Origin of the sequence: Nonomuraea sp. NPDC050691 (genome assembly GCF_040654455.1) — a bacterium.
Lineage (GTDB): Bacteria > Actinomycetota > Actinomycetes > Streptosporangiales > Streptosporangiaceae > Nonomuraea.
Window position 1 is genome coordinate 25,034 of the sequence record NZ_JBFAIA010000039.1, and the last position, 26,811, is coordinate 51,844.

At 72.5% G+C, this 26,811-nt stretch carries 22 protein-coding genes and 1 pseudogene; 11 read left to right on the plus strand and 12 right to left on the minus strand.

All coding sequences use genetic code 11. The annotated features are described in order from the left end of the window. Positions 1-467 precede the first annotated feature (467 nt). Entirely contained in the window at positions 468-1,118 is a 651-nt protein-coding gene (locus AB0H81_RS17335) for a glycerophosphodiester phosphodiesterase family protein (protein ID WP_358375398.1), read from the minus strand. A 615-nt stretch (positions 1,119-1,733) separates the two neighbouring features. After that, the gene (gene ligD, locus AB0H81_RS17340; RefSeq protein WP_358375399.1) at positions 1,734-2,915 is read right to left on the minus strand and encodes a non-homologous end-joining DNA ligase; all 1,182 of its coding nucleotides are present in this window, start codon (positions 2,913-2,915) and stop codon (positions 1,734-1,736) included. 259 nt (positions 2,916-3,174) lie between these two features. On the opposite strand from ligD, the gene AB0H81_RS17345 reads away from it, so the two are divergent. Continuing rightward, a complete protein-coding gene (locus AB0H81_RS17345; protein WP_358375401.1) occupies positions 3,175-4,449 on the plus strand; it encodes an FAD-binding oxidoreductase in 1,275 nt (424 codons plus the stop codon). Between the two features lie 134 nt (positions 4,450-4,583). Here the strand turns inward: AB0H81_RS17345 and AB0H81_RS17350 are convergent, their stop codons facing one another. Continuing rightward, positions 4,584-5,324: a crotonase/enoyl-CoA hydratase family protein gene (locus AB0H81_RS17350; RefSeq protein ID WP_358375403.1), complete on the minus strand. Its 741-nt coding sequence runs from the start codon at positions 5,322-5,324 to the stop codon at positions 4,584-4,586. 294 nt (positions 5,325-5,618) lie between these two features. On the opposite strand from AB0H81_RS17350, the gene AB0H81_RS17355 reads away from it, so the two are divergent. Both AB0H81_RS17355 and AB0H81_RS17360 read left to right on the plus strand, forming a co-directional pair. Then, the gene (locus AB0H81_RS17355; RefSeq protein WP_358375405.1) at positions 5,619-6,323 is read left to right on the plus strand and encodes a Sir2 family NAD-dependent protein deacetylase; all 705 of its coding nucleotides are present in this window, start codon (positions 5,619-5,621) and stop codon (positions 6,321-6,323) included. A gap of 37 nt (positions 6,324-6,360) precedes the next feature. After that, positions 6,361-6,819, plus strand: coding sequence for an SDR family NAD(P)-dependent oxidoreductase (locus AB0H81_RS17360; protein ID WP_358375407.1), 459 nt, complete (start codon positions 6,361-6,363; stop codon positions 6,817-6,819). Here the strand turns inward: AB0H81_RS17360 and AB0H81_RS17365 are convergent. Further along, positions 6,809-8,512 (minus strand): acyl-CoA dehydrogenase family protein, encoded by a 1,704-nt coding sequence (locus AB0H81_RS17365; RefSeq protein ID WP_358375408.1) that lies wholly within the window; start codon positions 8,510-8,512, stop codon positions 6,809-6,811. The two genes, AB0H81_RS17360 and AB0H81_RS17365, sit on opposite strands and share 11 nt — an antisense overlap. Before the next feature lie 30 nt (positions 8,513-8,542). Between AB0H81_RS17365 and AB0H81_RS17370 the strand changes: the two genes are divergently transcribed. Continuing rightward, positions 8,543-9,286 carry a PaaX family transcriptional regulator C-terminal domain-containing protein gene (locus tag AB0H81_RS17370; protein ID WP_358375410.1) on the plus strand — a complete coding sequence of 248 codons (744 nt, stop codon included), beginning with the start codon at positions 8,543-8,545 and terminating at the stop codon, positions 9,284-9,286. 9 nt (positions 9,287-9,295) lie between these two features. Here the strand turns inward: AB0H81_RS17370 and AB0H81_RS17375 are convergent, their stop codons facing one another. The 3 genes from AB0H81_RS17375 to AB0H81_RS17385 form a co-directional block, all read right to left on the minus strand. Beyond that, positions 9,296-10,336 carry a hypothetical protein gene (locus tag AB0H81_RS17375; RefSeq protein ID WP_358375412.1) on the minus strand — a complete coding sequence of 347 codons (1,041 nt, stop codon included), beginning with the start codon at positions 10,334-10,336 and terminating at the stop codon, positions 9,296-9,298. Between the two features lie 65 nt (positions 10,337-10,401). Then, entirely contained in the window at positions 10,402-11,811 is a 1,410-nt protein-coding gene (locus AB0H81_RS17380) for a glutamate--cysteine ligase (RefSeq protein WP_358375413.1), read from the minus strand. 35 nt (positions 11,812-11,846) lie between these two features. After that, on the minus strand, positions 11,847-12,560 hold the full coding sequence (locus AB0H81_RS17385) for an SDR family oxidoreductase (RefSeq protein ID WP_358375414.1): 714 nt from the start codon (positions 12,558-12,560) through the stop codon (positions 11,847-11,849). A 101-nt stretch (positions 12,561-12,661) separates the two neighbouring features. On the opposite strand from AB0H81_RS17385, the gene AB0H81_RS17390 reads away from it, so the two are divergent. The 3 genes and pseudogenes from AB0H81_RS17390 to AB0H81_RS17400 all read left to right on the plus strand — a co-directional run. Then, entirely contained in the window at positions 12,662-13,501 is an 840-nt protein-coding gene (locus tag AB0H81_RS17390; RefSeq protein WP_358375416.1) for a helix-turn-helix transcriptional regulator, read from the plus strand. Positions 13,502-13,543: 42 nt separating this feature from the next. After that, positions 13,544-14,575: a zinc-dependent alcohol dehydrogenase family protein gene (locus AB0H81_RS17395; protein ID WP_358375418.1), complete on the plus strand. Its 1,032-nt coding sequence runs from the start codon at positions 13,544-13,546 to the stop codon at positions 14,573-14,575. Positions 14,576-14,671: 96 nt separating this feature from the next. Next, positions 14,672-14,788: pseudogene (locus tag AB0H81_RS17400) on the plus strand (IS630 family transposase); the annotation flags it as partial. A 114-nt stretch (positions 14,789-14,902) separates the two neighbouring features. Here the strand turns inward: AB0H81_RS17400 and AB0H81_RS17405 are convergent. Further along, complete coding sequence (locus AB0H81_RS17405) at positions 14,903-17,593, minus strand: hypothetical protein (RefSeq protein WP_358375420.1); 2,691 nt, start codon at positions 17,591-17,593, stop codon at positions 14,903-14,905. Between the two features lie 147 nt (positions 17,594-17,740). Beyond that, on the minus strand, positions 17,741-17,968 hold the full coding sequence (locus AB0H81_RS17410) for a hypothetical protein (RefSeq protein ID WP_358375422.1): 228 nt from the start codon (positions 17,966-17,968) through the stop codon (positions 17,741-17,743). A 333-nt stretch (positions 17,969-18,301) separates the two neighbouring features. Between AB0H81_RS17410 and AB0H81_RS17415 the strand changes: the two genes are divergently transcribed. Then, the gene (locus AB0H81_RS17415; protein WP_358375424.1) at positions 18,302-18,508 is read left to right on the plus strand and encodes a hypothetical protein; all 207 of its coding nucleotides are present in this window, start codon (positions 18,302-18,304) and stop codon (positions 18,506-18,508) included. A gap of 122 nt (positions 18,509-18,630) precedes the next feature. Here AB0H81_RS17415 and AB0H81_RS17420 read toward each other — a convergent pair whose 3' ends face one another. Further along, positions 18,631-19,125 carry a carboxymuconolactone decarboxylase family protein gene (locus AB0H81_RS17420; RefSeq protein ID WP_358375425.1) on the minus strand — a complete coding sequence of 165 codons (495 nt, stop codon included), beginning with the start codon at positions 19,123-19,125 and terminating at the stop codon, positions 18,631-18,633. A gap of 534 nt (positions 19,126-19,659) precedes the next feature. Here AB0H81_RS17420 and AB0H81_RS17425 point away from each other — a divergent pair. From AB0H81_RS17425 to AB0H81_RS17435, 3 genes are all read left to right on the plus strand, one after another. After that, positions 19,660-21,405 carry a BTAD domain-containing putative transcriptional regulator gene (locus AB0H81_RS17425; protein WP_358375427.1) on the plus strand — a complete coding sequence of 582 codons (1,746 nt, stop codon included), beginning with the start codon at positions 19,660-19,662 and terminating at the stop codon, positions 21,403-21,405. Positions 21,406-21,455: 50 nt separating this feature from the next. Further along, positions 21,456-23,174 carry a phospholipase A2 gene (locus tag AB0H81_RS17430; protein ID WP_358375429.1) on the plus strand — a complete coding sequence of 573 codons (1,719 nt, stop codon included), beginning with the start codon at positions 21,456-21,458 and terminating at the stop codon, positions 23,172-23,174. Between the two features lie 179 nt (positions 23,175-23,353). Continuing rightward, on the plus strand, positions 23,354-23,959 hold the full coding sequence (locus AB0H81_RS17435; protein ID WP_358375430.1) for a response regulator transcription factor: 606 nt from the start codon (positions 23,354-23,356) through the stop codon (positions 23,957-23,959). A 22-nt stretch (positions 23,960-23,981) separates the two neighbouring features. Here AB0H81_RS17435 and AB0H81_RS17440 read toward each other — a convergent pair whose 3' ends face one another. Further along, entirely contained in the window at positions 23,982-25,946 is a 1,965-nt protein-coding gene (locus AB0H81_RS17440) for a prolyl oligopeptidase family serine peptidase (RefSeq protein WP_358375432.1), read from the minus strand. Positions 25,947-25,960: 14 nt separating this feature from the next. Next, on the minus strand, positions 25,961-26,602 hold the full coding sequence (locus AB0H81_RS17445; RefSeq protein WP_358375434.1) for an ATP-binding cassette domain-containing protein: 642 nt from the start codon (positions 26,600-26,602) through the stop codon (positions 25,961-25,963). Positions 26,603-26,811: the final 209 nt, after the last annotated feature.

The window sequence follows — 26,811 nt, forward strand, 5'->3', positions numbered from 1 at the left end:
ACCGCAGGCCGCCCCTGGCTCGCTGCTCACGGATGGCACGCGCCCGGCAGCCAGGATCACGTCCGGCCGGACCAACCGAGAGCGCGACAGAACGAGAGCGCACCAACCAAAGGCAGCTGAGTCTCCCAAGACACACCAAGCCCGCCGCCCCCAAGGCACCAAATCCGCCCGAGCCTCCTAGAGACACCAAACCCGCCCGAGCCTCCAGAGACACCAAACCCGCCCGACCCTCCTAGAGACACCAAACCCGCCCGAGCCTCCCAGAGACACCAAACCCGCCCGACCCTCCTAGAGACACCAAACCCGCCCGAGCCTCCCAGAGACACCAAACCCGCCCGACCCTCCCCAGAGGCAAGGACCACGCCCTGCCTGGAAGAGCCCAGGCCGCTCCCGGAATGGCCGCACGCCTCGCCGGCCGGAGAAGCCGAGCCCGCGTCAGGAGCGGCCGTCCACCCTCCTGGGCGCGGTCACTGGCACTTCCCCTGGAGCCAGGTGTTGAGCTGGGGCGTGTAGTCGGTGGCCACCCGCTTGGCGCCGTTCTGGAGCGCCGTCTTCCATGCGTTCTCGTTGAGCCGCCACGAGGGAGGTGGTTCCTCCCATGCGGTGACCTCCGGCCAGATGGGCCCGCCGCTCAGCACCTGGGACATGCCCGCCGCGCTCACCCGCCTCCGAAGCTCGGCGGCGAGGTCGCCGTCGTGGGAGTACAGGATGATCTCCTGCGACCGATAGGACTCCTTGACCGGGTCGAGCACCTCGGCCCAGGCCCGCGACTTGATCGAGGCGTTGGAGCTGAGCAGCGACTGCCGGGCCCCCGCCTTGATCTCGACCAGCCCGACCATGCCCGCGCTCCTCATCGTGGCCAGCCACTCGCGGAAGGTGTAGACGGTCTCGCCCTTGAACAGGCCCCGGTAGATGGTCCGCCCCTTGAGCGCCGTGTCGCCCGCCGCCCACCAGATGTCGGTGATGTTCTTCTTCGTACCCGTCAATCCCCATGTGGAGAAGTTGTGCCACATGACGGCTTTGGTGCCGTCCTTGGTGAGTTGCAGATCCGCCTCGACGCCGGACGCCCCCCACGCCTTGTAGCTGCGGATGGCCGTGGGGTTGTTGGGCTGACGCACCTGATCCCGCTCCCACGCGTTGGCGCCGGTGGGGTAGCCGCCGTGCCCGAAGATCTGCGGGCACGCGGGTAAGGCGGAGGGCGTGGAGGCCGGTGATGGGGAGGCGGGTGGCGCAGAAACTGCCGGCGGAGAAACTGCCGGCGGGGAGGCTGACGGCGAGGAGGAAAGTAACGAGGCCAGCATCAGGGCGGCAAGGGGGACTGCCAAGGCTCACACCTTTCGATCTTGCGGTCCCTCGCACTCTCCCACATCTCGTGGACCGGCAGGCGCGATCTCCTGCCCTACCCCATCCCGCCGCCGCACCCCGCCGACCCGCCCGGCGCGATCCCTTCCTCTCCCCCACTCCGCGACCCACCAGGCGCGATCCCTTTCTCGCCCGCATCGCGCCGCCCCGTCCCGCGGGCTGCCAGGCGCGACCTCCCCGACCTGGCATGTCCTGCCGAGCTATCCCGCCGGCCGCCCGGCGAGACCTCTACCTCTCCCCAAATCCTGCCGATCGCCCGGCGGCGTTCTCTTCCTCTCCCCATGCCGACCGCCCCGCTGCGCCTCTACCTCTCCCCTATCCCGGGGAGCCGGCTCGCGGGCCGCCCCGGCGCATCCGCGCACGGCGCCGGATCAGTGCCAGGGGTCGTAGTCGACCTCCAGCGGCTCCTGCGGCGGGCGTTCGGACTCGGGGACGTGCTGGAGGTTGACACGGACCCGGTACCACACGCTGCTGCGCCCCCGCATCCCGTCGACCAGCACGTCGGCGGGCTCCAGCCGGGCGGCCGCCCCCGGATGGCGGGCCTTCCAGCGCTCGAAGCCCGCCAGGGCCTCGTCCTTGTGCTGGGCCTTGGCGATCTCGATGACGGGAACGATCTGGCGCCTGCGGCCGGTGCCCTTGGGTGGCTTGGGGGCGGGCCCGAGCGACTCGGCCAGCTCCAGCAGCCCGTCGAGCGTGCCCGGATGGTCGTCGATGCCGGCCCACGGGTCGCCCCGCTCGGCCAGCCGCTCCGGAACGGTGTCGATCGTGAACAGCTCGGGCCGGCATCCCGGCACCTCGTCCCAGGTCAGCGGCGTGGACACGCGGGCGTCCGGCACGGCGCGGACCGAGTAGGCGGAGGCGACGGTGCGGTCGTAGGCGTTCTGGTTGAAGTCGACGAAGACGCCGTGCCGTTCCTCCTTCCACCAGCGGCTCGTGGCCACGTCGGGGGCCCGCCGCTCGACCTCGCGCGCCACCGCTTCGGCGGCCTTGCGCACCTCGGCGAACGTCCAGCGCGGCTCGATGCGGGTGTAGACGTGGAAGCCGCGCGAACCGGATGTCTTGGGCCAGGCGGTCAGCCCGTGGTCGGCCAGCACCTCCCGCGCCACCATCGCGGTCGCCAGCACGTCGTCCCACGCGACCCCGGGCACCGGGTCGAGATCGATGCGCAGCTCGTCGGGGTGGGCGAGGTCGTCCGCGCGGACGGGGTGCGGGTTGAGGTCGACGCAGCCGAGGTTGACGACCCAGAGGAGCTGGGCCAGGTCGTTGACCACGACCTCCTCGGCGCTGAGCCCGGAGCGGTAGCGCAGCTCGGCCACCTCGATCCACGAAGGCCGCTTGGCCGGGACCCGCTTCTGGAAGAACGCCTCCTCCTCGATGCCGCGCACGTACCGCTTGAGGATCATGGGCCTGCCTGACACCCCGCGCAGCGCCCCCTCGGACACGGCCTGGTAGTAACGCACCAGGTCGAACTTGGTGTGGCCGGTCTGCGGGAAGATCACTTTGTCAGGGCTCGTGATGGGCACCCGCCGCCCCGCCACCTCGATGTCAGGCATGGGGCCAACCCTACGCAACGCCTCCGACAATCCCCCGGACCAGCGCAAGGAGGGGGCCGGTGACGCACCGCGCCCTCAGGCAGGTGACGCGCCACGCGCCCCCAGGCAGGGCTACGCACCACGCGCCTCAGAAAGGTGACGCCCCGAACCCTCAGACAGGTGACGCCCCGAACCCTCAGGGCACCAGAACGGCCCCAACTTCCCACAAGACAAGCGAACGCCAACTGCGTGCCAAGCGGGCTCTGGCATGGTCGTCACCATGAACGAACTGAAGAACGCGATCAACGGCAGCGTGCTCGTCCCGGGCGACGAGGGATTCGACCAGGCCCGTACCCCGTGGCACCTGGGGGTGGACCAGCCCGTGCGGGCGGTGGTCGAGGCGGCGGACGCCTCCGACGTGGCGGCCACGGTGAGCTATGCCCGCTCGCACGGGTTGTCGGTGACCGCCCAGGCGTGCGGACATGGCGCCTCGGGCGACACCGAGGGCGCGATCCTCCTGCGCACGAACCGTCTTGACGAGGTGGAGATCTCCGGCCGGGTCGCCCGGGTGGGAGCGGGCGTGAAGTGGGGCGAACTGCTGGCCGCCGCCGGTCCGCTCGGGCTGACCGGCCTGGCCGGCAGCTCTCCGGTGGTGAGCGTCACCGGGTACACGCTCGGCGGCGGGTTGAGCTGGTTCAGCCGCGCGCACGGGATGGCCTCCGCGAGCGTGCGCGCCGCCGAGGTGGTGGGTCCCGACGGTGTGCCGGCGCGGGTGACCGCCGAGTCGGACCCGGAGCTGTTCTGGGCGCTGCGGGGCAGCGGCGGCGACTTCGCCGTCGTGACGGCGCTGGAGTTCGACCTGCACCCGGCGCCCTCCCTGTACGGCGGGCGGATGACGTGGCCGATCGCGCGGGCCGCCGAGGTGCTGGAGGCGTTCCGTGAGGTGGTCGCGGACGCGCCGGAGGAGCTGACGGTCTGGTACGACCTGCTCCAGATCCCCGGCGGACCGGGGTTCGTGCACGTGGACGTGACGTACCTGGGCGCCGATCCGGGCGGCCTGCTGCGCCGCTTCGACAAGGTCGGCGGCCTGCTCAGCGACGGGCGCGGCCCGCTGCCGGTGGCCGAGCTGGGGTCGATCTGCGCCGAGCCCACCGACCCGAGCCCCGGGATCGGCCGCTGCGAGCTGCTGACCTCGCTGCCCGAGGACGTGCTGCTCGGGGCGCCCATCGACCCGCTGGTCAGCGTGCAGATCCGACACCTGGGCGGCGCGCTGGCCCGTCCCGCGGGGCCGGACGGCGGTGGCGCGGCCGGGGTGCTGGTGGAGCCGTACTCGGTCTACATGATCGGGCTCCCGACGCCGGAGACGGCCGCCCGGATGGCGGAGCTGGCGGGGGCGCTCGAGCCGTACAGCAGCGGGCGCAAGCCGTACACGATGCTCGCGGAGGGCGAGCACGCGGCGGCGGCCTTCCCCGCCGAGACGCTGGCGCGGCTGCGTGACCTCAAGCGCGCCCGGGACCCGCACGGCGTGATCCGCGCCAACTACCCCGTGCTGTGACGCCCGCGCGGACCCCGGCGATCGGATCGCGCGGACGAAGGAACGCCGCCCGCGCGGCCTCAGAACCGGCAGACTAAGAACTGGCGGGCCCAGAACCAACGGACCCAGAACCAACGGGCTCGGAAACGGCGGGCTCAGAATCGGCCGTGGCGGCCCTCGCTGGAGGTGAAGCGGGCCGCGCCGGCCGCGGCGTCCGGGAGCGCGAGCAACCCGTGGCGCAGCTCGTTCGTGATCGCCTCCGCCTCCGTCATGCCCTCCTGCTCCAGCATCGACATCCGGTCCCCCCGCAGGCACGCCTGCGGGAAGCGGGCCAGCTCACGGGCCAGCTCCTCGGCATGCGACCGCGCGCCCCCGGTGGGCACGACGCGGTTGGCCAGCCCCATCTCGTACGCCTCTCCCGCCCCGACCGGCCGGCCGGTGAGGATCATGTCCATGGCCCGGGAGGCGCCGATGAGGCGCGGCAGACGTACGGTGCCGCCGTCGATCAACGGCACGCCCCAGCGGCGGCAGAACACCCCGAACACCGCGTCCTCCTCGGCCACCCGTAGGTCGCACCAGAGCGCCAGCTCCAGCCCGCCCGCCACGGCGTGCCCGGCCACGGCGGCTATGACCGGCTTGGACAGGCGCATCCGGGTCGGGCCCATCGGCCCGTCGCCCTCCTCGCCGACGTGGTTGTCGATCGCCTTCAGGTCGGCGCCGGCGCAGAACGTGCCGCCCTCGCCCCACAGCACGGCGACGGACGCGTCGGAGGCGTCGAACTCCCGGAACGCGTCGGCGAGCGCCCCGGCGGTCTTGCGGTCGACCGCGTTGCGGACCTCGGGACGGCTGAGCACGACGGTTGCGACGGGCCCGTCGCGTTCGATCCGTACGGTCATGTCCACCTCCGCGAACCTCGGCCAGGGCCAGGAGCCCCAGCATCCCCGTGACCCGCCACGCACACAAGCCCGCCCGGGCCCCGCGTACGGGAAGACCGCACGCCGCGAGACCGCGCACCCCGAAAGCGCGCACCCGAGACTGCGCACCCAAGAGCGCGCGCCCCAAGCCCGCGCGGCCCGAGACCGCGCGGCCCAAAAGCGCACGCTCCAAGACCGCGCGCCCCGAGACCGCGCGTTTGAAGATCGCGAGAAAGGCCGCGCGCTGGGAGACTGGTGGCGGAAGAGGAGGCGAGGATGACGATCACGGTGCTGACCGGCGCGGGGATCTCCACGGAGTCCGGCATTCCCGACTACCGGGGCCCCAACGGCCTGTGGAAGACCGAGCCCGACCATCTGAAGCTCGTCAGCATCGGCCCCTACCTGGACGATCCCGGCGTGCGGCGCCGTTCGTGGGAGTTCCGGCGCGCCAGCCCAGCCTGGACGGCCGAGCCCAACGCCGCCCACGAGGCGCTGGCCGAACTGGAGCGGGCGGGCGGGCTCGACCGGCTGGTCACGCAGAACGTCGACGGCCTGCACCAGAAGGCGGGCTCCCGGGCGGTGCTGGAGTTGCACGGCAACATGTTCGGCGTGGTGTGCGTCGGCTGCGGCGCCCGCTCCAGCCTGCGTGAGGCGCTCGACCGGATCGACGCGGGCGAGCCGGACCCCGCGTGCCGCGGGTGCGGGGGTGTCCTGAAGACCACGACGGTCATGTTCGGCGAGGTGCTGCCGGAGGAGACGCTCGCGGAGGCGGTCCGGGCGGCGCAGCGGTGCGCGGTCTTCCTCGTCGTCGGCACCTCGTTGCAGGTGCAGCCCGCCGCCACGCTGGCCGGGCTGGCGGCCGAGGCGGGCGCCCGGCTCGTGATCGTCAACGGTGAGCCGACCCCGTACGACGACCAGGCCGACGAGGTGATCCGCGACCCGATCGGCGAGGCGGTGCCCCGCCTGCTGGCCGCCCTGTGACGCCCTGGCCGGCGGGGCGCCGAAGCGGCGCCGGGCGGTGGCGGTGCGGCTGGGCGCCGAGGGCGCGATCCACTACGGCGGCAAAGACGAGGCGGCCGAGCAGACCGTGGCCCGGATCGAGGAGGCCGGAGGCCGCGCGTTCGCCGTCCGGGCCCGTTTCGGCGAGGACGGCGCGGTGGACCGGCTCCTCGAGGGGCTGAGCGCGGGGCTGGCGGGGCGCGGGCTGGACATCGTGGTCAACAACGCGGGCATCGGCTCCGGCCACCCGATCGCGCAGGTCACCCCGCAGGAGCTGGAGCTGCTGCCGGCGATCAACGTGAGCACGCCGTTCTTCGTGATCCAGCGGGCGCCGGCGGTGCGCACGGACCTGACCGCCGGCTTCACCTCCGTCCCCGAGGTGGTGGCCGGGCTGGAGGCGATCACCGCGCTCGGGCGGCGCCTCTCGCACGGGCGCCGCCCACCGATGTCAAAGCCGCCCACCGATGTCAGAGGGTGACGGCCCCCTCCAGGAGGTCGCCGAAGCGGTCGAGGTCCTCGGCCGGGCGGTCGAGGCCGCGCAGCGGGCCGTGGTCGGCGAGGTGGGTCTCGGCGTAGAGCCGGGCCACCAGCGCCTTGCGGTCCGTGCCCAGCTCCCGCTGCTCCCAGCCCGCCTGCTCCAGCAGCAGCGCCGCCGCGTAGACGTCCGCCATGAGCTGGGCCAGGGGGTACAGCCGGGCCTCGGCCACCTCGGGGTCCAGGCCGGACCAGACGGTGATCGCCTTGCGGAGGTCACCGATCCGGGCCCGGACCAGGTCGCCGGAGCCTTCGGGGGCCTGGGCGACGGCCGCCTCCAGCCGGTCCAGGAACGGTTCGTGGGCGTTCTCGCGGAGCATGGCGCGCCGGACGTCGAGGCAGAGGATGTTGTCCCCGCCCTCCCAGATCGGGTTGACCTGGGCGTCGCGCAGGAGGCGGGCGACCGGCCACTGCTCGATGTAGCCGTTGCCGCCGTGGATCTCGACGGCGTCGCTGGCGGCGGTCAGGCCGAGGCGGGTGGCGCGCAGCTTGACCAGGGCGGGCGCGAGGCGGAGCGGGGGACCGACGTGGCCGTCGAAGACCAGCGCCTGGACGGCCTCGACCTCGACGATCAGTTCGGCCAGCTTGCGGCGCATGAGCGGCTGGTCGATGAGCCTGCGGCCGAACGCCTCGCGGGCGCGGGCGTAGCAGATCGACTCGACGAGCGCGCGGCGGGCCACGCCGAGCCCCATCATGGCCACGCCGAGCCGGGAGGCGTTGGTCAGCTTCATCATCGTCCCGAGCCCGGACGAGCCCGCGCCGGGGGCCCCGGCGAGCAGGAACGCCTCGGCGCCGGCGAACTCGACCTCGGCCGAGGCCACCGACCGTGTGCCCAGCTTGTCCTTGAGCCGCCTGATCCGTACCCCGTTGCGGGAGCCGTCGCGGCGTTCCCAGAGCACGAGGAACGGCGCGATGGCGACCCCGTCGTCCGTCGTGGCCCGGGCGAGCACCACGAACGCCGACCCGTTGGCGTTCGAGGCGAACCACTTGAGCCCGGTCAGCCGCCACGCCTCGCCGTCGGGCACGGCGGTGGCCTCCAGCGCCGCCAGGTCGGAGCCGCCGGTTCGCTCCGTGAGCATCTGGGCGGCTTCGCCGGAGTAGAAGCCGTTGGCGAAGATGGCCCGGACCCGGTCCCGCACGTCGGCGGGTGCGTGCCGCTCGGCCAGCGAGACGACCATGTCGCCGCCGGTGCCGAGGGCGCAGCCCATGCCGATGTCGGCCTGGTCCAGCAGGTACGTCCAGGCGGCGGCGAGCGCGGCCGGGTCGGCGCCGTGGGCGCGGGCCTGCTCGGCGAAGGCCGGCGAGGTGAAGTTGTCGGCCATGAGGGCGTCGCGGGCGGCGTGGAAGGAGGGCGGCATGACGACCTGGCTGACGTCCCTGCCCCACTTGTCGTACTTCTCCAGCCGGGGCGGGTTGCGGTCGGTCTCCTCCGCCCACGCCGCGACGGGGCCGCCCATGAGCGCGCCGAGCCGGTCCAGGTGCGGCTCGGCCCAGGCCAGGCCGTCGCCGAGGTGCCGCCGCATGAGCAGCCGCAGCGTCGGGTCGCAGGTCCACCAGTTGCGGCCGGCGGCGCCCTGGTAGCGCTCGGTCGCGTAGCGGTCGCTGCTGTCGAACGGTTCGATGAGATAGCGGCCCATGCCCGGAGTGTTACATATACTCGACACGCGATGGAAGACCGTAATGTCACCAATGTGCAGCACACCGTGCAGGCACTGAGCGCGCGCTCCGCCGTGCTGAGCGCGCTGCTCGGCAGCCACCCGCCGAGCCTGCCCGCCCGACACCTGGTGCGGGTCGGCGAGCTGTTCGGCATCGCCGAGGGCACCGTACGGGTGGCGCTGTCCCGCATGGTCGCCGCCGGCGACCTCATCCAGGAGGACGGCCGCTACCGGCTGTCGGAGCGGCTGGTCGAGCGGCAGGCGCGCCAGGACGAGAGCCGCGACCCGCACCCCAGGCCGTGGGACGGCTCCTGGGAGATCGCCGTCGTCACCGCCGAGCGGCGCGCGCCCGCCGACCGGGCCGCGCTGCGCCACGCGATGACGGCGCTGCGGATGGCCGAGCTGCGCGAAGGCACCTGGATGCGCCCGGCCAACCTGCTGCGCGCCTGGCCCGAGACCGTCACCGCGCAGTGCACGCTCATCGACGGCCGGCCGCACGCCGACCCCACTCCCCTGCTGTGGGACCTCGACGGCTGGGCCGCCGAGGCGCGCGAGCTGGAGCGGCGGCTGGACCGGGCCGAGGGGCTGGCGGAGGGGTTCCTCGTGTCGGCGGCCGTGCTGCGGCACCTGCTGGCCGATCCGCTGCTGCCCGCGGAACTGCTGCCGGACGGATGGCCGGGGCGCGAGCTGCGCGCCCGCTACGACGCCTTCGACCGCCGCTACCGCGACGTGCTCCAGCGCCACCTCACCAGCTGACCCATGCCGTCAGAGCGGGACGCCGAAGATGATCCTCTTGTTCCTGAACTCGGTGACGGACCACACCTGCCCGCCCCGCACGGCCAGGTCCTCGGGCCCGATCGGGAAGGCCCGGGTGGTGAGCTTGCCGTCGCGGTACACGAGCAGCTTGCCGTTGGTGCGCGCGTCGGCCGCCTGGCTCAGGTACCACGCCCCGCCGCTCGACACCGCCCCTTGGATCTTCGGGTGGCCGAGGACGAAGGCGTCGCGCGGCGTGCCGTCGCCCAGGTCCGGTCCGAGGTTCCAGCGGACCACGCGGCCGCCGGGCCCGTCCTCGTCGTACTCGCCGCTGATCAGCGTGTGCGGGGTGGTGCTGCGGTCGACCGACACGAACGAGAACAGCGGCCCGGGCCGCGCGACGCGCCAGAAGTCGCTCTGCGGGATGACGTACCGGTAGCCGAAGGCGTGGAAGCGGCCGTCGCGCCGCCCCACCTGGGTGGGGTCGCCGAGGTCGCTCTGCACGCTGCGCAGGTCGAGCACGTGACGCATGTCGAAGACGCGCAGGCCCCGGGCGGTGTCGGCCACGTACAGCAGGTCGCCGTGCCAGGCCACCCCGCCCGCGTGGATGTTGATCGGGGCGTACGAGCCGTCGGTACGGGGCTCGACCAGCAGCGCGTGCTGGTACTTGAGCGTCTGCGGGCTGAGGAAGGTGAGCCTGATGCCGCGCTCCGGCACGGGCGGCGCGGGCTTGAAGTACCAGGTCACGGCGAGCACGGAGGCACCGGCCGAGCCCGAGTCCTCGCCGCAGGTCAGGCCCTGCGGGTACCAGTCGACCGTGTCCTGGTCCTTGACGTCGAAGGCGTACCAGTCGGCCGGCCGGGGCTGCATCGCGCCGAGCGCCGCCGTCACTCCCCTGCGGATCCCCGTGCGGTTGGCGCGGGCCAGCACGGTCGCCGCCGTGACCGCTCCGAGCTCCCCCGCGAGCTTTCCGGCCGCCTCCGCCAGCGTGCCGGTCGCCCGCCGTAACGAGTACGGCGTCGCGTCCGCCGGAACCATCCCCGTGCCCGCCATGTCATCCTCTCCCCGTTCCGTCCGATGTGATCAGTTTGACGGGCGAGGAGCCGGGATTGTTGCGGTTATCGCCACATATGCACGGGAAGCCCTGACAGCGCGTTCTCGTGGTACTCGCGGACGAGCCGGCCCCGGTCGCCGCCGAGCCGCGCCAGCGCCTCCCGCTGCCAGGCCGAGCCGGTGCGGCGCAGCCGGGTCCGCTGCTCGATGACGCCGAGCGCCGCGTCCACGTCGTCCGGCACCACCCCGGCGGCCAGCAGCGCCCCGCGCGCCTCCGGCAGCAGGCTGAGCACGAGGTCGGCCGCGTCCAGCTCGCCGTCCCGGCCCGGCCACGACAGCTTCGCGTCCAGGCCGTTCATGGCCGCCCGGTAGAAGTTCTGGTACGTCTCGGCGAAGCGGTAGCCGGTCAGGTCGCGCTCGGCCTCGGCGAGCGTGAGCCCGACGAGGAACGCCGTGTTGGCCGTCATGTCGGCGCACGAGGGCCCGGCCGGCAGGGCGCGCATCTCGACCCGCAGGTGACCGCCACCCGCCGGGTCGTAGACGGGCCGGTTCCACTGCCAGACCGTGCCCTGGTGCAGCCGCAGCTCGGGCACGTCCAGCGGGTCGTCGCTGTCGCGCAGCTCGGGCATGATCGGGGCGTAGTCGCGGACGTACCTCTCGAACAGCTCGTACGCCCCCTCGCGCACCCAGTCCGAGCCGAACGTGACCCGCCCGTCGCGGCGCTCGCGGCGCTCGATGTCGCGGTCGTCGACCGCCTCCTCCATCAGCGGGATCCGCGTCTCCTCCCACAACTGCCTGCCCAGGAACGACGGCGAGTTGCCGCACACCGCGAGGACCGGCCCGATCGCGAGCTGGGCGGCGTTGAACACCCGGGCGAACCGCTCGGGCGGGGTGCGCAGGTGCACCTGCCAGGAGGTGTTGGCCGCCTCCAGGAGCACGTCCGACACCGCCAGCTCCAGGTCGCCGATCTTCACGAGGAACGGTTCGAGCCGCAGCCGGCGAAAGCCCCGGCTCATGGCCCGGTACCGCTTCTGGTCACTCATCGCCTCCCGGGTGAAGTCGTCGGTGCCGAGCGTGGGCAGGATGCCGATCGGCACCGCGCCCGCGCCCGGCCCCGCGGCCCCGGCAGCCGCGTCCACCTTGGTCAGCGCCTCCTGCACCTCGCCGCCGAGGTCCTCGAACGGCCGGCCCGCCAGCGGCAGCGGCGTGAGGTTGACCTCCAGGTTGTAGCGGCCCAGCTCCAGCACCACACGCGGGTCGCCGAGCACGCGCAGCGTCTCGTCGTTGCGCGGCAACGGACGGCCGTTCGCGTCGATCAGGACCAGCTCCAGCTCCGCCCCGATGGTCGTGGGCCCCTCGCCGAACCCCGGCCTGTCCAGCAGCCGGCGCAGCGTGCCCAGCTGTTGGTGGAGCCGCTCGCCGAACGCGGTGAACTCGGCCTCGGTGAAGCGCTCCTTGTCCAGATCCTGTCCCATGCCCCCCTTACTGTCCGGACAGAGGGCGGCCACACCTACCAGCTCAGAGGGCCGTCCTCCGACAGGAAGGCGCCGGTCGGGCCGTCGGCGCCGAGCGTCGCGAGGCGCACCGCGATCACCGCGCCCTGCTCGGCCGTGCGGTGGCCGCTGTGGCCGTTGAGGTCCGTCGCGCAGTAGCCGGGGGTGCACGCGTTCACCTTGATCGGGGTGTCGCGCAGCTCCTTGGCGTACGAGACGGTCACCATGTTGAGCGCGCTCTTGGAGGAGTTGTAGGCCAGCAGGTTGCTCTCCCAGAAGGGGGTCCCCGGGTCGAGGGCCAGGCTGACCGAGCCGAGCTCGCTCGACATGTTCACGATGCGGCCCGCCTCCGACCGGCGCAGCAATGGCAGCATCGCGTTGGTCACCGTGACCACGCCGAAGACGTTCGTCTCGTACACCTCGCGCAGCGCAGCCGCCGGCGTGGCGCTGGGCCTCGGCTCGGGCGGCCAGCCGCCGACGGTCCCGGCGTTGTTCACGAGGACGTCCAGCCTGCCGTACTCCCGTTCGATCCACTTCGCCGCGGCCTGCACGCTCTCCTCGTCGGTCACGTCGAGCAGCACGTACGGCTGGCCGAGCCGCTCGGCGGCGGCCCGCCCGCGCTCCTCGTCGCGCGCCCCGACGACCGCGGTGACGCCGCGCTCGGCGAGCTGACGCGCGATCTCGAATCCGATTCCCTTGTTGGCGCCCGTGATGAGGGCTGTCGTCGTCATGCCCCCACCGTCGCGGGGCTCCGGGCGAGGCGGGAGAGACCTCCGGAAGCTGGGATCAGCGGTACCACCCACGCGAACCGCCCAGCCGGGATGATGGAGGCATGGACCGTGCCCAGCTCGCCGAGTTCCTCCGCTCACGCCGCGCCCGCCGCACCCCGCGCGAGGCCGGCCTGCCCGCCGGGGAGCGGCGGCGCACGCCGGGCCTGCGGCGGCAGGAGGTCGCCCAGCTCGCCGGCATGTCGGTCGACTACTACATCAGACTGGAGCAGGGCCGCGGGCCGCACCCGTCGCGGCAGGTGCTGAACGCGCTGGCCCGCGCGCTCATGCTCAGCCAGGACGAGCGGGCGCACCTGTTCCACCTGGCCGGGCAGGCGGTGGAGCAGCCGGGAGCCGCCGGCCGGCGCGGGGGCCACGTGCCGGCGAGCATCCTGCACCTGATTCACTTCCTGGAGGAGGTGCCCGCGTTCGTGCTCGACGCCAAGTACGACTTCCTCGCCTGGAACCCACTGGCGAGCGCCGTCATGCAGGGCCTCGACGGCGCGGGCCCGGAGCAGCCCAACGCCATCCGCTGGGTCTTCGGCGCGCCCGACCTCGCCGACCATCTCGCCGACGAGGAGAAGAGCCGCTTCGCCCGGGCCGCCGTCGCCGACCTGCGCGCCGCCGCGGGCCGCTACCCCGGCGACACCGGGATCCGGGCGCTGGTCGCGGAGATGCTCGCGCTCAGCCCGGAGTTCGCCGCGCTTTGGGACCGGCACGAGGTGGAGGTGCGCCGCGAGCAGCGCAAGGTGATCCATCACCCGCTCGTGGGCGCCATCGACGCGACCTGCCAGGTGCTTCCCGTACCCGACCGCGACGACCTGCGCCTGGTCATCTACACCACCGAGCCCGGCTCGCCCTCGCACCAGGCCCTGCGCGAGCTGCGCCACCTGACGGTGAGGTGAGGGTCTTGCGCGGGCCGCCGCGCCTGACCCTAAGCTCATGAGATGCGAGCCGTTGCGTTTGACCTGTTCGGCGGAGAGCTCGACCTCCGCGACCTGCCCGACCCCACCCCCGCACCGCACGGCGCGGTGATCCGCGTGCACGCCACGGGTCTCTGCCGCAGCGACTGGCACGGCTGGCAGGGGCACGACCCCGACATCCGGGCCCTGCCGCACGTGCCCGGCCACGAGCTCGCGGGCGTGGTCGAGGCGGTCGGCTCCGACGTGCGCGGGTGGCTGCCGGGGGCGCGGGTGACCGTCCCGTTCGTGTGCGCCTGCGGCACCTGTACGGCCTGCGCCGCCGGCGAGCAACAGGTGTGCGAGCGGCAGACGCAGCCGGGCTTCACCCACTGGGGCTCGTTCGCCGAGTACGTGGCCGTCGACCACGCCGACGTCAACCTCATCGCGCTGCCCGAGGAGATGGCCTACACCACGGCCGCGGGGCTGGGCTGCCGCTTCGCCACCGCGTTCCGGGCCGTCGCCCAGGTGGGCGAGGTGCGGCCGGGCGAGTGGGTGGCCGTCCACGGCTGCGGCGGCGTGGGGCTGTCCGCGGTGATGATCGCCTCGGCGGCGGGCGCGCGGGTGGTGGCCGTCGACGTCAGCGCCGACGCGCTGCACCTGGCCGAGCGGGCGGGCGCGACGCATTTCGTGGACGGGTCCGCCGGCGACGTGGGGGCGCAGGTCCGGGAGCTGACGCGCGGCGGCGCGCACGTGTCGATCGACGCGCTGGGCAGCCCGCGCACGTGCGCCGCCTCCGTCGAGAGCCTGCGCCGCCGCGGCCGGCACGTGCAGGTGGGGCTCCTGCCCGGGGAGACGACGCCGGTGCCGATGAGCCGGGTCATCGGACAGGAGCTGCGGCTGCTGGGCAGCCACGGCATGGCGGCGCACGCCTATCCGCCGATGCTGGAGATGATCCGGGCCGGCATCCTGCATCCGGACCAGCTCGTGACCCGGACGATCGGGCTGGCCGACGCGGGCAAGGCGCTGGCCTCGATCGGCTCGGTGCCGGGCGTGACGATGATCGTCCCGGGCGGCTAGTGCTGCCGGCCGGAAACGATCACCGGGTTGGCGCGTGAGCCGTTCCTGCCGGTTGGATGGGTGCTGATCACGTTCGACAGGCGCTCGGGAGGCCGGCTGACGCAACCGGTCAGGGCCCGCAGGCTCACGGACCAAGAGAGGCAGGAGCTGCAGCGGATCGTGCGGCGCGGCACGACCAGCACGGTCCGCTATCGGCGGGCGATGATCCTGCTCGGATAGCTCCCTCGGGAAAAGCTGTGCATGGACAGATCTTCCGAGCGCCGGCCGGCACAGCAATCCGAGAGCGCATCAGCGTGTCGGCGGAAGCGGACCTGGCAGCTGGGAACATCAACCCCCTTCGTCGGCGTCCTGCGTGTGAGACCCTCTGAATTCCTCCACGAACGCCTCTTTTTCTTCCCGGGTCGACAGCCTTTCGAAGGACTCCCACACTCGCCGTTCTTCCTGCCTTGAGACGCCGGCTTGTTCGATCGCCGACGCGAGTTCGAAGATCGGCGCCCCGAATTCTCGGCGCGCGAAGGCGCCGGTCATGAACGCGAATTCCGGATCGGGCTGACCACGGGCTATCCAAGCACGCACGTTGGACAGCATTCTGTCCCTCCCCCGATCGAGCTCACCCTGCCAGTCATCACCTTTTGATCTCAGCTCCATGATGTGGTCGACGCAGTGCTCGACAGCAACGAGGTTGATTCGCAGCACGGCCTCGCGGACAGCCGGATCGGTGAGTATCTTTGGCACGAGCACAGGGTTCAATCCGTGCGTGGGATTTCGACTGTCGCGTTCTAAAACCTGTACCGGGTGACCGTCGTCGCCGATTCGGGCGGGACTCGACATCGGCCCCTGCATGGTTTCCTCGATTGCATAGAGTGCCCAGTTGCTCTGAAACGTGAGCTCGACCTCTCTCGGCGGCAGCGGATCCCAGAGAGGCGATCCACCATTACTCCGATCGAGGTCCAGATGAAATTCGTAGCCCTGCTTCGTTCCAGGATGAGGATCTCCCGGGGACTGGGCGAAGAACATGTAGCGTCCCGTGAACGAGGTCTCCGGGTACATGGCGGCGAACATCTCTTGGATGGTTCCGCGGAAGCCGTTGTCGACAATGGTGACGGCACCTTCACGCCCCACGGGAACCCCGCTCCGCTGGAGATACTCGGTCAACCGTCGAGCGGCTCCGGAGACATCACCGGGGTTCACATCCTGCGCCATATGCCGCAGACCCTTGAGCTCCGGAAAGGTTCTGCCCCCAAGTTCCAGGTCCTGTACTGCGGCTTCCGCCATCTTCCTGGACACAAGAGCCACGGTGCAATGGCCATCGAAGAAGGCCGGATCCAATCTCCTGGCCGCGAGGGCCATGTTGTATCCGTCGCGGCCCATGAAGACGATCGCGCGGCCTGCCGCCGCGTCTGCTCTCAGATCAGGGAGCATTCCCTCGACACATCTGACGATGTATGGCGCATGATTTGCCCTGACTACGTTGTACGCCACCTCCAGGGCATTCAAAGCCTTTGGATCCGACAGGCGCAACTCCGCACTGACCTCGCCGACCGCCTGGGCGCGTTGATTCTGATAGGCGAGCGGGCTGCCGGCTTCGGCCCCGTGCGCGTCCATTGTGGCCTGCACCCACTCGGACGTGGTGATCCTGGGATGATCCGGCGATGGCTGGTGCGCCTGCGACTGGGGATTCTCGGCAGTATGCGCGACGGTCGCACCCTCCGGTTGGTTCGGCGCTCCCTCGGGAATGATCTCCTGGACAGCGTGACCGGTGTCCCTGGGGTCCACCGTCAAGTCGGCGACTTGCGGGTGCTCCGTCAGATGTCGCCGGCCCTCGGCGAGCGGCGGGCCGGCTGCAAGAGAATCCTGACGGCCAGGCCCGCGACCTCCCTGCCCATCGTGAACGGCTCCCTCCTTGCCGAGAAGGGCCGCTTCGATTCTGTTGCGCCCCGGGGCGACCTTGGGGTCGGGTGAGGCGACAGCACGGTCGGCGGAAGGCGCCGTACGGGCGTCCAGGCCCATTGAGGGGGTCGGCCCGCTGTCCTTCGCGGGGAGACCACCGATTGCGTTGTCAGGCGTGACGGTTCGCGGTTCGCGGACCGGGGAGCCAGGCGTGCCGATCTGCCCGTCGCGCGAGGCGTGCGGATGGGTCTGCGTGGCGGCCTGGGCGAGATCGGTGTGATGGGCGGTGGGAGGACCTTCCGGGTTCACCGTGCTGCCATGTACGGCCACGTCGTCGATGTGGCGAGCGGCCAGGTGCGGGGTGGCCAGGTGTTGGCCGTCGGCGCCAAGTGCCGCAGAAGTGCCGCTCTTGAGGATCAGGTCCCACTCCAGCGGCCGGCCGTCCAGCACCGTGCTGATCGCACTGGCGGCCGACCCGGCGACGCCATACTGCAATGCCTGGCCGGGCACCGTTCCCGTCAGGAGAGCCAGCAACCTCTCCCCGAACGCGGCCTCTGCCTGAGCGATGCCGTCCCGTAACGCCGGCGTGGCCAGCCGGCCCAATCCGCCCTGAAGCAGCCCGGTCAGCAGCCCGGTGATCGCCCCGTCCCGCACACTGATCAGCAACTGGTGAGTGTCGATCTCATCCCGCCGCCCGCCCTTGACCTGCGAAAGCTCTGTCACCAACTCCAACGTCCCGCCGCTCGCGGCGAACAGGCCCGCCAGCGTCACTGCGAGCTTGGCGACCTGCAAGGCGGTCATGCGGCTTACCCGCAAGAAGGCACTGAGCACCCATGGCGCCCGCCAGATCAGGAACGGCACAACCGCCATCACCAGGATCACGATAAAGGTGATCATGCGCTGGGCGTGCTGGATGACCACCCCGACCCCGTTCAACGCAAGTGCCGCGTTGATCAGCCGCGTGACGAGCTCGGCTCGCCGACCGCCCACCTTGTCACGCACATGCGCGACGAACAGCCGCTGTGCCGCGCCGTCCCACCGCTCCCCCACGAGGTTGGCCGTGACCAGATCCGCGGCGTCAGTGTCGGCCACCACCCGATGCGCCGCCACCACGCACGCATCGGCCATCCGGAAGCACCCCCGCGGGTCGCCTTCAGGCCACGCCGTCGCAGTGACCCAGTCGACGTACGGTCGCAACGCCTCCGGAACGACACATCCGTCAAAGCCCATCTCCCACCGCCATTCCGCCGCGCGTGGAAAGGCGACCGAAGGCGGTCACATACCCAGCTGGCTGGAGCGCTCGGCCACCTCGTAGAAGGCCGAACCTCGGGCCAGGCCGTGGCCCTCGTATTCCAACTCATCAAGCAAGGCGCCGAAAGTGTCGAATATCCCCTTTTCGATCGCTGGGAGCTTCATGGCCAGCTCCGCCCCGTACACATCTCCACCAAGGGCGGCTCTATCCTCCTCGAACGCCCGCCGCAGCTCCTTTTGGACCTCTGCCATCTGATCGCAACGATCCTGGGCGACGGCACTTGCCCACCGCAGCGACTGCCATTGTGTGGAGTAACCGTGATCCCTCATATTGCGTCGCCCTCACCGAGAAGTTCCTCGTACGGCACATAGGCGGGCAGCACTGGTTCGTCAGTTTTCGACCGATGCCCACCGAAGCTGTGGCACAACCGACCAGCTTCATCAACGTTTTCGACAGCCCAGAAAACCGCCGTGGATCCCGGGAACGAGCTTGATGCCCTGCGCCTTACCACGCGGCTCTGCACCACGTCGGTCAGCAGCTCGCCGTCCGACCGGGGCTGCCGCCGACCGCCCATGCGAGCTGTAATGGACACCCTTGAGCTGCGCGGCCCGCTGATCGTAGTGCTTGGCAAGTTCATCGAACATCGTGCAACGCTCGCCGTTTCCGGCGCCCTGTCTCCCATCGGTGCTGTGCCCGCCCACGATACTCGATCATGGAGTGACGTGCAGGACGGCCGGTCGCATGCTGTTGATCACATTCGATTGGCGCCCAAGCGGCAGGGGACGCAATGATCGAGTTCCGCATCCCATCACGCATCCTCTCGATCAGGTCCAGCGCCCCCGGCTGTGCCGGGGGCCGCTGTCACGGCCTGGTTGTACTGACCACCGAGATCGAGTACACCAGGGTGCTCGGCTCAGGCGTCCTCCAGGGGCACGCGCAGCGTGGTGAGCACCACGGCGAGCATGCCGTAGTGGGCGATGAGCATGACCAGCTCGATCCGCTCCGCCTCGTCGTAGCGTTCGCACAGGGCCGCCCAGGTGGCGTCGCTCAGGTCGCCGTCGGCGTGGAGCTCGTCGGCCGCCCGCAGCACCAGCCGGTCGCCGGGCGGCCAGTCCGCGTCGTCGCGCCGTACCGCGTCGATCTCCTGGTCGGTCAGCCCGGCCTCGCGGCCGATGCGCGTGTGGTGGGCCCACTCATAGGCGCTGCCGTGGCGGTGCGCGGTGCGCAGGATGGCCAGCTCGCGCTCGCGCGCGGGCAGCGTGCCGCCGTACAGGAGGGCGCCGCCGAAGCCGAGCCAGGCGCGGTAGAGCTTGGGGTGGCGGGCGATCGTGGTGAAGACGTTGTAGGGGTTGTCCCGCTGGAAGTCGTCCCACTGCTCGGGTGGGAGAGGGCGCACGCGAGGTTCCATGATCGCCAGCATCCCCCACCCCGGACGTGAAGAGAAGGCCCGCGCGTGCGGGCCTCCCCTTCACGTAGGGGGCAGCGGACGGTGGTGCCGGTGGCGCCGAGGTCGCGACGGAACGACTCGGGCGCCTTGTACACCGCGAACTGAGATCGTCTGGTCGCGCCTCCACATCGCCGGGGGCCGCCTCCACCTCGACATCGGCCGCGCGTCCGTGGTCGAGCTGCAGGAGGAGACCGAGCGCCGCTGGGCCGCCACCAACCCCGAGTGGCCGATCGCGCACGTCGTCCACCACGGCGTCACGCGCGACCGGTTCATGGCCCGGCACAAGGCCAACCACGTGCAGATCGCCTACGCCCCGGACGCCGCCACGGCCGACAAGGCACTGACCGCCAAGGCCGCGTTCTTCGACCGGCTCGGCGTCGAGGTGCATCTCTGCGGCGAGGTGCGCCTCTGGTCCGGCGGCAACTCCGCTTTCCCGATTGATCAACTACAGTCGTCCCGGAGCGCGAACCCACGCCTGACCGGGAGGTCGTCAGCTTGGACGCTGAGGATCACGCAATACGCCTGCTCGGACCGGTGGAGTTGCGGTGGGCGGGCACGCCGGTGCCGCTGCCCAGGCGGCAGCAGCGGCTGCTGCTCGGGGTGCTGGCCCTTTCGCCCAACCGGGTGGTGCCGGTCCACCGGCTGCTCGAACTCCTGTGGCCCGACCGGCCGCCAGACGGCGGCCGCCGGCAGGTCCAGGTGCTGGTCTCGCGGCTGCGCGGCGCGCTCTCCCGGGTCGCCGCGGGGTGCGAGGCGGCCGTGTTCGCCACGGGCTCCGGGTACGGCCTGCGCGTCGATCCGATGACCGTCGACGCGTACCGGTTCGGCGTGCTGGCCGAGCGGGCCCGCGCCGCCGGCGACGACGAGGAGCGGACCGTCCTGCTCCGGCAGGCGCTGGACCTGTGGCGGGGCCCGGCGCTCGACGCGGCGGCCACCGGAGCGGCCCGCGACGCGCTGTGCGTGGGCCTGGAGGAGGCCCGGCGGGTCGTCGTCGAGGAGCACGTCGAGACGTCGCTGCGGCTCGGCCGCCACCGCCAGGTGCTGGGCACGCTCGCCGAGGAGGTCGCGGCCGACCCGGCGCGGGAGCGGCTCGTCGGGCTGCTGATGCTGGCGCTGTACCGGTCCGGGCGGGTCGCCGAGGCGCTCGACGCGTTCGAGCGGCTGCGGGAGCGCCTGGCCGACGACCTCGGCCTCGAACCCGGTCCCGGCGTCGTCCGGCTGCGCCAGGACATCCTGCGCGGCGACCCGGGGCTCGGCGACCGATCAGGACTGCCCGGCCGATCAGGGCCGCCCGGCCGCTCGGGAGATCTGGAAGGCGAGGGGATGGTCCTGCTCGGGCTCGGCCGCATGCGCCTCGCGCAGGACCGCTACGCCGAGTCGGCCACCGCGTACGAGGAGGCGTTGCGCCGGTTCGAGCGGATCGGCGACCGGCGCAACCGGGCCGCCGCCCTGTCCGGCCTCGGCACGGTGCGCGCCGAGGCCGGCTGGTTCGGCCCGGCCGAGGACTCCCTGCACGAGGCGGCGGAGCTGTTCACCCGGCTCGGCGACCGGGCCGGGCGCGCGCACGCGCGGTGCATGCTCGGCTTCGTCCGCCGCGAACGGGGCGACGGGGACGCGGCGCTGTCGGTGCTGAACGAGGCCCTGGCCGCCTTCCGGAAGATCGACGACCGGCGCGGCGAGGCGCTCCTCCACCGCAGCGTCGGGCTCGCGCACCGCGCGTTGGGCGAGCACGGGGAGGCGGCGGCCCGGTTCCGCGACTCCCGGCGGCTGTTCGGCGCGGCCGGAGATCCCCATGGCGCCTGCTACGCCGACCAGGCCATGGCCAAGATCCATCTTCACCGGGGCGACCTCCGGCTCGCCGAGCAGGCGCTGTTCGCCAGCCTGCGCGTGTGCTCGCGGCTGGGCGACCGGTTCGGCCGGGGCCTGGTGCTGCGGACGATCGGCGAGCTGCGGATCGCGCAGGGCGCGCCGGTCCGGGCCGGCCGCGCGCTCGCCGCCGCGCTGGCCCTGTGGGACGAGATGGGCCTGCCCCTGTGGCGGGCGCGGACGCTCGGCGTGCTCGCCCGCCTGGAGGCGACCCAGGGCCACGCGGCGGCGGCGGAGGCGGCCCTCCGCGAGGCGTCGGCGATCTTCCTCCGGATGGGCAGCCGCGAGAGCGCCGGCGGCGGCGGCGGCCGGGACGACCGCGGCGACGGCCCGGATGACCTCGATGGCAACCCGGTGGCAACAGCCCTCGCATAGCGTGCGCCCGCAAGATCCACCCGATCTTCGGACCTCGTAAGGAGGGCTGAGTGAGACGCTCAAGCGTCGTCACGGCGGTCATGGGGCTGGCCATCCCCCTGCTGACCGCCTTACCCGCACAGGCCACCGCCTCCGTCCCCACCACATCCGTTCCCACCACATCCGTTCCCACGACATCCGTTCCCGCCGCCTCCGCTCCCGTCGCGTCCGTCGTCGCCGCATCCGTCGCCGCCGACACGGTGCCGCCGGCCGACGTCCAGTCCATCGGCCCCGGCCAGTACCACGCCGACACCGACACCTTCGAGATCGCCGAGAGCGACGTGGCCGAGGGCCAGATCGGCCGCCGGCACAGCGTGACCACCGTGGACGGCACGGCCTCCCGGCCCCGGCCGACGCCGGCCTCCCGGACCGACCTGTCCGTCTTCGGGCCGGGATGGCAGGCCGAGTTCCTCGGCGGCACCACCGGCCGGGCACTGCAGGTCCAGGACGGCTCCATCATCGTCACCGACCTCGACTCGGACAGCTCCACCGCCTACACGCTCAAGACCAGCATCGACCTCCCCGGTGGCGCGTACATCCGGAAGTACGAGGCCGAGGACGGCTCCAAGCTCACCGAGTCCACCGGCAGGCGCCCGGGGCCCGCCACCATCGTCGAGACGATCCCCATCGAGCCGGGCGACCCCGAGGACGGCGGGTTCACCAACGGGAGCGGTGAACCCGCCGACCCGGCCGACCTCGCCCACACCTACACCTGGAAACAGGTGGGTGACGCCTGGAGGGTGACGGGCGTCGGGAACAACGCCTACGGCACGTCCTCCGTCACCTACGACGCGCAGGGCAGGGTCGCCACCGTGACCGAGCCGGCCGCCGGCGACGAACCGCAGAGCGTGCTGGCCTTCCGGTACGCCACGACGACCACCGCCGCCGGCACGGGCACCGGGGACTACGCGGGCCGGCTCAAGGAGATCACGCTGCAGTCCGGCTCCGGATCGCCCGCGCCCGTCGCCACGTACGCCTACGACGCCTCCGGCCTGCTGCGGACCATGGCGGACCCGCGCCTGGACGGCGCGGGCCAGGCGGCGTACGCCTACGACGGCGTCGGACGGCTGACCACCGTCGACTCCGCCTCGCACGGCGACTGGCGGCTGGCGTTCGCCGGGGACTCGGCGGCCCCCGCCGCGACCGCCACCTCGGACACGAGGAGGCCCGACACCTCGTCCGGCACGCCGCCGGACCTCAGCGGGGACGCCATCAAGGACCCCGACGCCACCGGCCCGTCGCCGGACGACTTCTCCGGGGACGTCGTCCGGCCGTTCGCCTCCCCCTCGTACTGCTCCGCCGCCGTGCACTGGATGTGGTACACCCGCGTCGGCTGCGCGGCGTGGGCGGCCCACTACGGCTGGAAGTACCCGTCGTGGAAGAAGCTGCCCACCGGGTACTGGGTCGTCGGCGTCCACCACGACTACTGCACCGGTGTCCCGGCCCGGCCCAGCAGGTGGAAGTTCGACTTCCGCCCGGCCTGCGACATGCACGACTACGGATACGGCCTGATCGGCAACACCTACAAGAAGTACAAGTACTACCTCGACAGGAACCGCAAGTCCCAGGTGGACGACGTCTTCTACGTCACCATGCGGGACTGGACCTGCCCGGCCTACAAGGGCAGGTACAAGGGGGTGAAGATCTCCACCATCTGCAAGCAGTACGCCTGGACGTACCGGCAGGGCGTCCGCTTCGGCAACCCGAAGAACGGCGCGGACAAGACCTGACGCCCGGGGCGTGCCGGCTGCCCCGGGAACAGATTCCGCGGAATTTACGGCGCTCTAGCATGCTTCCGCCGTAACTGGGCAAAGACTCGCGGTGACGGCGCCCTGACACCTTGTTCTTGAAGGGGTCAGGGCCGCCTCTGGAACCGGAAAGGTCTTGCTGGCCGACCGCGAGGACAAACGTGATCCGAACGTTGCTGGCTGAGGACATGCATCTGGTGCGTGGCGCGATCGTGGCCCTGCTGGCCTACGAGGAGGACATCGAGGTCGTCGCCGAGGTCGACCGGGGAGACCGGATCGTCGCCGCCGCCCGTTCCTCCGGGGCGGACGTGGCCGTCATCGACGTCTCACTGCCCGGCAAGGACGGCCTGGAGGCTGCGGGCGAGCTGCACGAGGAGCTGCCGCACTGCGGCGTCCTCATCCTCACCGGCGTCGGCACGCCCGGCCTGCTGCGGCGGGCGCTGGACGTGCACGTGCGCGGCTTCATGGCCAAGGACGCGCCCCCGCACCAGCTCGCCGACGCCATCCGCCGGGTGGCCGCCGGGGAGCGGGTCATCGACTCGGAGATCGCCATCGCCGCCATGAGACCGTTGGAGCCGCCGCTGACTCCCCGGGAGCTGGACGTGATCGGCGCGGCGGCCGAGGGCGCCCCGGTCTCGGAGATCGCGGCCTCGCTGTTCCTGTCGGAGGGAACGGTCCGCAACTACCTGCACCGCACCACCTCCAAACTTGGCGCGCGCAGCCGCATCGACGCGATCCGCATCGCCCGCGAGTCCGGCTGGATCTGACCGCTCCGCCCCCAGGACGTTGTCAGGCCGTGAGGCCGGTGTGGGCGGCGGCGAAGGCGAGGATGTCGGCGGCGAGGGTGATGGAACGGCTGACCGCGCGGGCGCCGTGGCCGACGTCGGGCTCGTGGCGCAGCAGCACCGGCCCCTCCCCCGACGTCGCCTCCTGCAGGGCGGCGCACATCTTGCGGGCGTGCATCGGGTCGACCCGCGAGTCGCCGCCCGAGACGGTGAAGAGCGTCGCCGGGTACGTGACCCCGTGGCGTACGTGGTGATAGGGCGAGTAGCCGAGCAGCCAGGCGAGCTGCTCCGGGTCGGCGGCCGTGCCGTACTCCGTCGCCCAGGAGGCGCCGAGGCCGGAGCGCTCGTAGCGGACCATGTCGAGCAGCCCGGCGGAGCAGATGACGGCGGCGAACAGGTCGGGGCGGCGCGTCAGGGCGGCGCCGACGAGCAGGCCGCCGTTCGACTCGCCCCAGGCAGCCAGGCGGCCCGGCTCGGTCCAGCCGTCGGCGACCAGTTTCCCGGCGGCGGCCTCGAAGTCGGCGAAGACGTTCTGCTTGCGGCCGAGCATGCCGTCGCGGTGCCAGGACTCCCCCTCCTCGCCGCCCCCGCGCAGTTGCGCGACGGCGAGGACGCCGCCCGCCTCCACCCAGGCGCGCGAGTCGGCGGCGTACGCGGGCGTGAGCGGCACCCCGAACCCGCCGTACCCGGTCAGGATCGCCGGCCGCGGGCCGTCACGGCCGGGCAGGGCGGTGACCACCATGCGGACGCGCGTGCCGTCGGCCGAGGTGTACTCGACGTGCCGGCTCTCCACCTCCGTGAACGGCACGTGCCCGGGTGCGGTCGCCCAGCGGGCCGTGGCGCCGTCGCGGGCGTCGTACCGCCAGACCTCGGCGGGGGTCACGGCGTCGGTGTAGCCGAACCACGCCTCGTGGCCGCCTCCCGGGCGCGAGGTGAGGGCGGTGACGGTGCCGCTGCCCGGCAGGGGCACCTCGGCCAGGAGCTCCCCGGTGGCCGCGTCGTGGACGCCGATCTCGCCGACGGCGTGGCGGGTGCGGGCGACGAGCAGCCGGTCGCCGTCCAGGACCGTGAACGCGCCGAGGACCGCCGCCCCGTCCTCCGGGATCAGCTCCTTCCAGGCCGACGGTTGCGCCGGGTCGGCGACGCAGAGCCTGCGGCGCGGGGCGTCCTGGTCGGTCAGGACGTAGAGGCGGCCGTCGGGGCCGACGGCCGCCTCCGTGCGGGCGTCCCGCTCGCGCCCCTCCTCGTGGACGGGACGCGGGTCGAGCCGGGCGGGGTCGCCGGCGGACAGGCCGGCCAGCCAGGCGCCGTTGCCCGCCCGGGTGCCCGCGGTGATGGTCAGCCACCGGCCGTCGCCGCTGGTCTGCAGCCCGTACGCGACGGGGCCCCGCGCGAACACCTCCACGTCGGCCGGGTCGCCGAGGCGGTGCAGGTAGACGCCCTGGCGGAAGCGGACGTAGTAGAAGGCGTCGCCGCCGGGCAGCCAGGCGACGGGCGAGTAGCGGCAGCCGCCGATCGGGCCGTCCACCGGCCGCCCGGTGGACAGGTCGAGGACGTGCAGGTCCGCGCGCTCGTCGCCGCGCCGGGAGAGCTGGTAGGCGAGCAGGCGTCCGTCGTGGTCCGGCTGCCAGCCGTCGAGCGTGGTCAGGCCCGACGGGTCGATCGCCGAGGGGTCGAGGACGGGCTCGCCGTCGAGGTGCAGCACCGGGTGCTCCTGCCCCGCGGACTGGGCCAGGTGGAAGCGGCGCCCGCCGCGCCACAGCGGCGGCGTGACCAGGCCGGCGGCGCTCAGCTCCAGAAGGCGCGCCTCGAACCGGTCGCGCAGCGGCAGCGTGGCGGCGTGCTCGCGCCACAGCCGGTCCTGGGCCTGCTGCCAGGCGCGGGTCTCGGGGGTGCCCGGGTCCTCCAGCCAGCGGTACGGGTCGGGGACGGCGTGGCCGTGCAGGTGCTCGACGAGGGGCAGACGCATCGCGTCCGGATATCTCATGTCACGGGCTCCGGTTGCCAGTGGCCGACCAGGTCGGCGTACAGGGGGGCGGTGCGGACGAGCTCGTCGTGCGTGCCGGTGCGCACGTCCGGCCCGTCCATGAGCAGGACGCGGCCGGCGCGCCGCGCGGAGGTGATGCGGTGCGCGACCACGACGAGCGTGCCGCCGCGCCGGGCGAACGCCCGCTCCACCCGCGCCTCGGCGGCCGGGTCCAAGCAGGACGTGGCCTCGTCCAGGATGACGAGGCGGGCGGGCGACAGGTAGGCGCGCGCGAGGGCGACGAGCTGCCGCTGACCGGCGGACAGGGCGGCGGCGTCGAGCGGCGCGTCGTACCCGCCGGCCGCCTCCACCAGCTCCTCCGCCCCGAGCGCCGCCACGGCCCGGTCGAGGTCTCCCTCCGGGGTCAGGTACGTGAGGTTCTCGCGGAGGGTGCCGCGGAAGACGTACGCCTCCTGGGGGATGAGGACCCGCGCGGACGGGTCCGCGGACGCGGCCGGGACGCCGCCGATCAGCGCCTCCCCCGCGTCCGGCCGCAGCAGGCCGCTGACGAGGGCCGCGAGCGTGGACTTGCCCGCCCCGCTGGGCCCGACCACCGCCAGGTGCTCCCCTTCCGGCACGCTCAGGTCGAGGCCCGCCACGACCGGCGCCGCGTGCGGTCCGTACGCGAACGTGACCCCGCTCAGCCGGACCTCGGCGCCCGCGGGCCGCAGAGGCGGGACCGGCGGCGCCTCGGCCGGGGACGCGGCGGCGATCCGGTCATCAGACCGCCCGCGCCCAACCCCTGCACCATCCGGAAGCCGACGAGCTGGATCATGTCCTGCGCGATCCCCGACAGCCCGGATCCGAG

What these genes read in the sequence shown, in the direction of transcription:
- ligD (WP_358375399.1), bottom strand. Translation starts at nt 2,915, where the DNA reads ATGCCTGACATCGAGGTGGCGGGGCGGCGGGTGCCCATCACGAGCCCT.
- AB0H81_RS17345 (WP_358375401.1), top strand. Translation starts at nt 3,175, where the DNA reads ATGAACGAACTGAAGAACGCGATCAACGGCAGCGTGCTCGTCCCGGGC.
- AB0H81_RS17350 (WP_358375403.1), bottom strand. Translation starts at nt 5,324, where the DNA reads ATGACCGTACGGATCGAACGCGACGGGCCCGTCGCAACCGTCGTGCTC.
- AB0H81_RS17355 (WP_358375405.1), top strand. Translation starts at nt 5,619, where the DNA reads ATGACGATCACGGTGCTGACCGGCGCGGGGATCTCCACGGAGTCCGGC.
- AB0H81_RS17365 (WP_358375408.1), bottom strand. Translation starts at nt 8,512, where the DNA reads ATGGGCCGCTATCTCATCGAACCGTTCGACAGCAGCGACCGCTACGCG.
- AB0H81_RS17370 (WP_358375410.1), top strand. Translation starts at nt 8,543, where the DNA reads ATGGAAGACCGTAATGTCACCAATGTGCAGCACACCGTGCAGGCACTG.
- AB0H81_RS17375 (WP_358375412.1), bottom strand. Translation starts at nt 10,336, where the DNA reads ATGGCGGGCACGGGGATGGTTCCGGCGGACGCGACGCCGTACTCGTTA.
- AB0H81_RS17380 (WP_358375413.1), bottom strand. Translation starts at nt 11,811, where the DNA reads ATGGGACAGGATCTGGACAAGGAGCGCTTCACCGAGGCCGAGTTCACC.
- AB0H81_RS17385 (WP_358375414.1), bottom strand. Translation starts at nt 12,560, where the DNA reads ATGACGACGACAGCCCTCATCACGGGCGCCAACAAGGGAATCGGATTC.
- AB0H81_RS17390 (WP_358375416.1), top strand. Translation starts at nt 12,662, where the DNA reads ATGGACCGTGCCCAGCTCGCCGAGTTCCTCCGCTCACGCCGCGCCCGC.
- AB0H81_RS17395 (WP_358375418.1), top strand. Translation starts at nt 13,544, where the DNA reads ATGCGAGCCGTTGCGTTTGACCTGTTCGGCGGAGAGCTCGACCTCCGC.
- AB0H81_RS17405 (WP_358375420.1), bottom strand. Translation starts at nt 17,593, where the DNA reads ATGGCCGATGCGTGCGTGGTGGCGGCGCATCGGGTGGTGGCCGACACT.
- AB0H81_RS17410 (WP_358375422.1), bottom strand. Translation starts at nt 17,968, where the DNA reads ATGGCAGAGGTCCAAAAGGAGCTGCGGCGGGCGTTCGAGGAGGATAGA.
- AB0H81_RS17415 (WP_358375424.1), top strand. Translation starts at nt 18,302, where the DNA reads ATGGACACCCTTGAGCTGCGCGGCCCGCTGATCGTAGTGCTTGGCAAG.
- AB0H81_RS17420 (WP_358375425.1), bottom strand. Translation starts at nt 19,125, where the DNA reads ATGGAACCTCGCGTGCGCCCTCTCCCACCCGAGCAGTGGGACGACTTC.
- AB0H81_RS17440 (WP_358375432.1), bottom strand. Translation starts at nt 25,946, where the DNA reads ATGCGTCTGCCCCTCGTCGAGCACCTGCACGGCCACGCCGTCCCCGAC.